Origin of the sequence: Rhizomonospora bruguierae, from assembly GCF_018397995.1 — a bacterium.
In the GTDB taxonomy this organism is placed as follows: domain Bacteria; phylum Actinomycetota; class Actinomycetes; order Mycobacteriales; family Micromonosporaceae; genus Rhizomonospora; species Rhizomonospora bruguierae.
The window spans coordinates 118,177-125,397 of sequence record NZ_BBQH01000024.1 but is presented as its reverse complement, the minus strand read 5'-3'; the positions used below and the strand labels follow the sequence as shown (position 1 = coordinate 125,397).

Below are 7,221 nucleotides of genomic sequence, written 5' to 3'. Positions count from 1 at the left end.
GCGCGGGCCGGCCGGCCAGGCCGCGCAGCAGCGCGGGTACCCCCTCCGGGCGGGCCCGCAGCGCCGCGAGGTCCACCCGCAGCGGCACCACGGTGGCGTGGCCGCCGCGCAGAGCCGCGTCCAGGAGCCGCAGATTTTCCGCTGCGGTCAGCGGGTCCAGGCCGAGCCGCCGAACCCGGTGCAACGCGGTGTTGTCGAGCCGCTCACCCATGCCGCCGCCCAGCCACAGCCCCCACGCGAGCGAGGTGACCACCTGGCCGGCGGCGGCGCGGCGGGCGGCGAGGGCGTCCAGGAACAGGTTCGCGGCGGCATAGTTGCCCTGGCCGGCGCCGTCGAGCAGGGTCGCGGCCGAGGAGTAGAGGACGAAGGCCGACAGGTCCAGGCCCGCGGTCAGCTCGTGCAGCGTCCACGCGGCGTCCACCTTGGAGCGCATCACCGCGTCGAGCCGCTCGGGCGTCTGCGATTCGATCAGGCCGTCATCAACGATGCCGGCGACGTGCGCGACGCCGCGCAGCGGGTGCTCGGCCGGGATCGCGGCGAGCAGCGCCACCACCGCGGCGCGGTCGGCGACGTCGCAGGCGGCCACGGTGGCGTGCGCGCCGAACGCGGCCAGCTCGGCCACCAGCTCGGCGGCGCCGGGGGTGTCCGGGCCGCGGCGGCTAGTGAGCACCAGGCGGCGCACGCCGTGCTCGCGGGCCAGATGCAGGGCGAGCTGGGCGCCGAGGCCGCCGGTGCCGCCGGTGACGAGTACGGTGCCGTCGGGGTCCCACGGCGCCGGCCGCTCCTCCTGTTCGGCCGCCAGGGCCACCAGGCGGGGCACGCTGACCGAGCCGGATCGCAGGGCGATCTCCGGCTCGCCCGCGGCGACCGCGGAGCTGACCGCCCGCGCGATCGCGGCGGTGGACTCGGCCCTGCCATCGTGGTCGAGCAGGACGAAGCGGTCCGGGTGCTCCGCCTGGGCCGAGCGGACCAGCCCCCACACGGGCGCTTGCGCGAGGTCGATCTCGTCGCCGTCCGTGGCGGCCACCGCGCCGCGGGTCGCGACCACGAGCCGCGCCGACGCGTTTCGGTCATCGTCGAGCCATTGCCGCAGGTTGCGCAGCACGTCCCCGGCGACGGTGCGGACCCCCGCGGGAACATCGGCGCCTTCCGGGGCCGGCGGGGCCTCGTACAGCACGAACTCGGGTGCCGGGCCGCCCTCGACCGCGCGCGGTAGCGGCGCCCAGCGGACCACGAACAACGCCTCGTTCCGGCCCGGACCGCCCGCGCGCAACCGGTCCGCGGTGACGGCCCGCAGCAGCAGCGAGCCGATCGACGCGACCGGGGCGCCGGTGGTGTCGGCGATGGCCACGGTGAGGTCGTCCCGCGACGCCGCGGCAATCCGGACCCGCACCGCCCGCGCGCCGGCGGCGTGCAGGGCCACCCCGTTCCAGGAGAAGGGGATCCGGGCCTCGCCCGCGGTCGCGTCCGGGGCCGCGAGGTCGGCGGCGTGCAGCGCGGCATCGAGCAGCGCCGGGTGCAGGCCATAGGCGGCCGCGTCCGGCGCGACCGACTCGGGCAGTGCGACCTCGGCGAACACCTCGACCCCACGGCGCCAGGCCGCGCGGACGCCGTGGAACGCCGGGCCGTACTGGTAGCCCTCACCGGCCTGGTCACGGTAGAAGGTGGTGACGTCGACCGGTTGCGCGCCGGCCGGCGGCCACTGCCCGGCAAGGGTCGCGAGCGCGTCCGCGCCTTCCGGCTCGGTCGAAGCGGCAAGCAGGCCGGTGGCGTGGCGTGCCCAGGCACCATCCGCGGGCGCGTCCTCGGCGCGCGAGTAGATGTCCACCGTGCGGCGGCCGCCCGCGTCGGCGGCGCCGACGACGACCTGCAGCGCGACGCCACCGGACGCCGGAAGCGTCAGCGGCAGCTCGAGCACCAGCTCGGTCAGCAGCCCGCAGCCGACCTGGTCGCCGGCGCGGGTGGCAAGCTCGACGAAAGCCGTGCCGGGCAGCAGGGCGACACCGGAGATGACGTGGTCGGCCAGCCACGGGTGGGAGTGCGGCGAGACCCGGCCGGTGAGCACGACGCCCTCCGAGCCGGCGAGCCCGACGACGGCGCCGAGCAGCGGGTGCTCGGCGGCGAGCTGGCCGAGGCCGGCCGGGTCGCCGCCGGGTGCGGGGGCGGTGAGCCAGAACCGGCGACCCTGGAAGGCGTAGGTGGGCAGGGCGATCCGGCGCGCTCCGGGGAACAGCGCGGCCCAGTCGAGGGCGGCGCCGCGCGCGTGCGCGGTCGCCAGGGCGGACATCGCCTCGGGCACCTCGGGCCGGCCGCCGCGCAGCAGCGGGACGAATGCCGCGCCGGTGACGCCGTCGGGCAGGCAGTCCTGGCCCATGCCGGCGAGCACCGCGTCCGGGCCCAGTTCCAGGAAGGTGCGCACGCCCTGTTCGGCGAGCCAGCCCACCATGTCCGCGAAGCGGACGGTGCCGCGGACGTGGCACACCCAGTACTCCGGCGAGCACAGCTCCTCGGCGGGCACCGGGCGGCCGGTGAGGTCGGAGACGATCGGGATGCGCGGCGGCTGGTACCGGAGAATTCCCGCGACCCGCCGGAACTCGTCGAGCATCGGTTCCATCAACGCCGAGTGGAACGCGTGGCTCACCCGCAGCCGCCGGGTTCGGCGGCCCTGGGCGGCGAACCGCTCCGCGACCGCGAGCACGGCCGCCTCGGGCCCGGCGATGACCACCGAGTCCGGCCCGTTGACGGCGGCGATGTCCACGCCGTGGATCTCGTCCTCGCGGGCCTGGATCGCCACCATCGCCCCGCCGGCGGGCAGCGCCTGCATCAGCCGGCCGCGCGCGCCGACCAGGGTGGCCGCGTCCTCCAGGCAGAGCACCCCGGCGGCGTGCGCGGCCGCGATCTCACCGATCGAGTGCCCGGCCAGGAAGTCCGGCCGCAGCCCCCACGACTCGGCGAGCCGGAACAGGGCCACCTCGACCGCGAACAGCGCGGCCTGGGCGTACCGGGTCTGGTGGATCAGGTCGGCGTCGGCGTCGGGGGCGAACAGCACGTCCCACAGCGACACGTCGAGCTGCAGGTCGAGGTAGCCGATCGCCTCCTCGAGGGCACTGGCGAAGACCGGGAAGGCCGCGTACAGCTCCCGCCCCATCGCGAGGCGTTGGCTGCCCTGCCCGGTGAAGAGGAACGCGAGTCGGCCGGCGCCCGCCGCTGCCTGGTGCACGCCCGGGCCGGTCTCGCCGGCGGCGACGACGCGCAGCCCGCGCAGCAGTTCCTCGCGGTCGCTGGCCAGGATCACGGCGCGGTGCTCCATCGCGGTCCTGGTGGTCGCGAGCGAGTAGCCGAGGTCCGCCAGGTTCAGCTCGGGCTCGGTGTCCGCAAAGGACAGCAGCCGGGCCGCCTGGGCGCGCAGCGCCGCCTCGGTCCGGCCGGACACGACCAGCGGCACGGCGTGCGTGAGCGCCGGCGGGGCGGGTTGCTCCGCACGGGACGGCGGCTCCTCCAGCACGACGTGCGCGTTGGTGCCGCTGATGCCGAAGGCGGAGACGCCCGCGCGGCGCGGCCGCTCGCCGGCCGCCCACGGCACCGGCTCGATCAGCGGCCGCACGGTACCGGTGGACCAGTCGACGTTCGGCGTCGGCTCGTCGATGTGCAGCGTCCGGGGCAGCACCCCGTGCCGCATCGCCATCGCCATCTTGACCACCCCGGCGGCGCCGGCGGCGGCCTGCGTGTGGCCGAGGTTCGTCTTCACCGAGCCCAACCACAGCGGGCTCTGCGGTGAGCGATCCCTGCCGTAGGTGGCGATCAGCGCGTTCGCCTCGACCGGGTCGCCGAGGGCGGTGCCGGTGCCGTGCGCCTCGACGGCGTCGACGTCGGCGGGGCTCAGCCCGGCGTCGTGCAGCGCCTGGCGGATGACCCGCTGCTGGGCGCGCCCGCTCGGCGCGGTGAGGCCGTTGCTGGCGCCGTCCTGGTTGATCGCGGTGCCGCGGATGACCGCGAGCACCGGGTGCCCGTTGCGCCGGGCGTCGGAGAGCCGCTCGACCACGAGCAGCCCGGCGCCCTCGGCGAAGCCGGTGCCGTCGGCCGCCGCCGCGAACGCCTTCACCAGCCCGTCGGGGGCGAGCCCGCGCTGGCGGCTGAACTCGGTGAACAGGCCGGGGGTGCTCAGCACGGTGACCCCGCCGGCCAGCGCGAGCGAGCACTCGCCGCGGCGCAGCGACTGCACCGCGAGGTGCAGCGAGACCAGGGAGCCGGAGCAGGCGGTGTCGATGGTCAGCGCCGGCCCCTCAAGTCCCAGGGCGTAGGCGACCCGACCGGAGGCGATGCTCAGCGCGCTACCGGCGAGCAGGTAGCCGGTCAGGTTCTCGGGGGCCTCGGCGACCCGCACGCCGTACTCGTGTCCGCCCGCCGCCACGAACACGCCGGTCTGGCTGCCGCGCAGCGACGTCGGGTCGATCGTGCTGTGCTCCAGCGCCTCCCAGGCGGTCTCCAGCAGCAGCCGCTGCTGCGGGTCCATCGCCAGCGCCTCGCGCGGGCCGATGCCGAAGAACTCGGCGTCGAACTCGGTGACGTCGGGCACGAATCCGCCGACCCGGGTGTAGCTGCGGCCGGGGACGTCGGCGTCGGCGAAGAGGTGTTCGAGGTCCCAGCCACGGTCGGTGGGGAAGTCGCCGACCGCGGTGCGCCCCTGCGCCACCAGCTCCCACATCTGCTCGGCGGAGCGGATCCCGCCGGGCAGCCGGCCGCCGAACCCGATGATGGCCACGGGGTCGTGGTCGGCAGCCAGCGGTGGCAGCGGCTCGTCGGACTCGGTGGCCAGCCCGAGCAGTTCGGCACGCAGGAAACCGGCCAGCAGCGCCGGACTCGGGTGATCGAAGGCAATCGTGATCGGCAGCGCCAGCCCGGTCGCGGTGCTGAGCCGGGCGTGCAGCTCGACCAGGCCGAGCGAGTCCAGGCCCAGTTCGCGCAGCGGACGCTGGGCGTCAGCGATCGGGCCGGCGTCCGGCCGCGCCTTCCGCACGACGTCGAGCACCCGCGCGCACACCAGGTCCAGCAGCAGCCTGGTCTGCTCGGACTCCGGCAGGTCGGCGAGGCGGTGGGCGAGAGCGAGATTTCCGGACCGGTCCAATTTGTACACTCCCAGATCGGCGTTGCTCCGGCGAGCGGAAGCCACCTGATGCTGAGTGCGGACGCTATGGCGCGGGCGCGCCTGCCGGGCACCCCTACCGACCCCGTGAACCGGTGCGTGCGGCAACGGCGGCACGCCGATAGGGGTCGGCGGATTCTGGTTGAGGGGGCACTCGGTGTGGCCGAGCCCACGATGCGCCCGCTTCAATATGCCGGATCCCGACCGTGCGCGGGTCGTACGTCCGACTGGATGGGTGGGCATGACTGTTACCGACAACGGGTTGGACGCGACGGTGCCGCTCGCGACCATCGACCCGTATTCCAACCTCAGGACCCGGGTCGATGAGCTGCGCGCGCACCGCGCCGCCGCGGAGTCCGGCCCGTCAGCGCGGGCGTCGGCGGCGCAGCACGCCAAGGGCAAACGCGACGTGCGGGAGCGGCTCGACCTGCTGTTCGACGCCGGCACATTCCGCGAGATCGAGCAGTTGCGGCGGCACCGCGCGACCGGCTTCGGCCTGGAGGACCGCCGCCCGCACACCGATGGGGTGGTGACCGGCTGGGGCGAGGTGTACGGCCGGACCGTCTTCGTCTACGCGCACGACTTCCGGATCTTCGGCGGCTCGCTCGGCGAGGCGCACGCGGAGAAGATCCACAAGGTGATGGACCTGGCCGAGGCGGCCGGTGCGCCACTGGTCTGCCTCAGCGACGGGGCGGGCGCGCGGATCCAGGAGGGGGTCACGGCCCTCGCCGGGTACGGCGGGATCTTCCGGCGCAACGTGCGTTCGTCCGGGGTCATCCCGCAGATCAGCGTGATGCTCGGGCCGTGCGCCGGCGGGGCGGCCTACTCCCCCGCGCTCACCGACTTCGTGTTCATGGTGCGCGGGATCTCGCAGATGTACATCACGGGCCCCGACGTCGTGCAGGCGGTCACCGGCGAGCGCATCACGCACGACGACCTCGGCGGCGCGGACGTGCACAGCGGCGTCTCCGGGGCCAGCGCGTTCGTCTATCAGGACGAGGCCGAGTGCTTCGCGGACGTGCGCCACCTCATCTCGCTGCTCCCCTCGAACAACCGCGAGATGCCGCCGATGGTCGCGGCCACCGACCCGCCGGGCCGCACCAACGAACCGCTGCTGGACCTGGTGCCGGCGGATCCCAGCCGCTCCTACGACATGCGCGAGGTCATCGAGGAGATCATCGACGACGGGGACCTGTTCGAGGTGCACGCCACCTGGGCGACGAACATCATCTGCGGACTGGCCAGGATGGACGGTCACGTGGTGGGCATTGTGGCCAATCAGCCCGCGTCGATGGCCGGGGTGCTGGACATCAACGCGTCGGAGAAGGCGGCCCGGTTCGTGCAGACCTGCGACGCGTTCAGCGTCCCGCTGGTCACCCTGGTCGACGTGCCCGGCTTCCTGCCCGGCAGCTCGCAGGAGCGCGGTGGGATCATCCGGCATGGGGCGAAGCTGCTGTACGCGTACTGCAACGCCACCGTCCCGCGCATCCAACTCATCCTGCGCAAGGCGTACGGCGGGGCGTACATCGTGATGGACTCCCGCTCAATCGGTGCTGATCTATCCTATGCGTGGCCGATCAACGAGATCGCGGTCATGGGCGCGGAGGGGGCGGCGAACGTGGTGTTCCGGCGGGAGATCGCCGCGGCGGAGGACCCCGAGCTGGCCAGGGCGCAGCGAATCAAGCAGTATCAGCAGGAGCTGATGCACCCCTACTACGCGGCCGAGCGCGGACTCGTCGACGGCGTCATCGACCCGGCCGACACCCGCGCGACCCTGATCAGCGCGCTGGCGATGCTGCGTGCCAAGTACGCCCGGCTGCCCGCCCGCAAGCACGGAAACCCACCGGTATGAGCGCGGACAGCGCCGGCCTCGTGCGCATCGTGCGAGGGCGGCCCACCGATGAGGATCTCGCTGCGGTGATCGTGGCGCTGGTCGCACGGGCCGCCGGGCCGCAACCCCCGGCCGCGAGGCCCATGGCACGCTCGGTTACCGGCTGGGCGCCGGTCAGCGACTACAGCCCGCCGGGCGGCTGGGCCCGCCCGGGTCACCCGCCTCGGTAACGCTCGACCATCGACCA

Annotated in this window: 3 protein-coding genes; 2 read left to right on the top strand and 1 reads right to left on the bottom strand. The window is 74.5% G+C overall.

Going from position 1 to position 7,221, the window contains the following annotated elements:
• The coding region (locus KJS59_RS14180; protein ID WP_249714108.1) for a type I polyketide synthase at positions 1-5,134 on the bottom strand (5,134 nt) is incomplete at its 3' end.
• A 250-nt stretch (positions 5,135-5,384) separates the two neighbouring features.
• Here KJS59_RS14180 and KJS59_RS14175 point away from each other — a divergent pair.
• On the top strand, positions 5,385-6,995 hold the full coding sequence (locus KJS59_RS14175) for an acyl-CoA carboxylase subunit beta (protein ID WP_213453337.1): 1,611 nt from the start codon (positions 5,385-5,387) through the stop codon (positions 6,993-6,995).
• Positions 6,992-7,204, top strand: a complete 213-nt coding sequence (locus tag KJS59_RS32220) for an acyl-CoA carboxylase subunit epsilon (protein ID WP_213453336.1) — start codon at positions 6,992-6,994, stop codon at positions 7,202-7,204. Before KJS59_RS14175 ends, KJS59_RS32220 begins: the two co-directional genes overlap by 4 nt.
• Positions 7,205-7,221 lie beyond the last annotated feature (17 nt).

Excerpts from the sequence above, each read along its gene's own strand:
- KJS59_RS14175 (WP_213453337.1), top strand. The coding sequence starts at position 5,385 with ATGACTGTTACCGACAACGGGTTGGACGCGACGGTGCCGCTCGCGACC.
- KJS59_RS32220 (WP_213453336.1), top strand. The coding sequence starts at position 6,992 with ATGAGCGCGGACAGCGCCGGCCTCGTGCGCATCGTGCGAGGGCGGCCC.